The sequence below is a fragment of the Bradyrhizobium sp. Ken01 genome, assembly GCF_055807355.1.
The window spans coordinates 1-238 of record NZ_JBVVPC010000296.1 but is presented as its reverse complement, the minus strand read 5'-3'; the positions used below and the strand labels follow the sequence as shown (position 1 = coordinate 238).

1 protein-coding gene is annotated in these 238 nt (G+C 58.8%); it reads right to left on the bottom strand.

Going from position 1 to position 238, the window contains the following annotated elements:
- Window positions 1–238: hypothetical protein (locus AC0L3S_RS39715; RefSeq protein ID WP_473285446.1), on the bottom strand; the 238-nt coding region annotated here is incomplete at both ends.

Genomic DNA, 238 nt, shown 5'->3' with positions numbered 1-238 from the left:
AATGAAGCCCGCCTCGACAACCATAGCCTGGGCCTCAGTGATCCCGAACTGCTCCCCGACAGGGATTTCTCCAAGGTCGACGAAAGCATCTGCAAGGAACTTCTGCTGGTCCTCGGTGTGGGTCTCCTGAAGGTTATCGAGGGTTTCGTTGGTCTTCGATTGAAGCTCCTCCACGTCCATGGCCTTCAGCTCGGCGTCAAGGGCTTCGAGGTCAGCGGCTTCGGGGTTGGCGATGGCG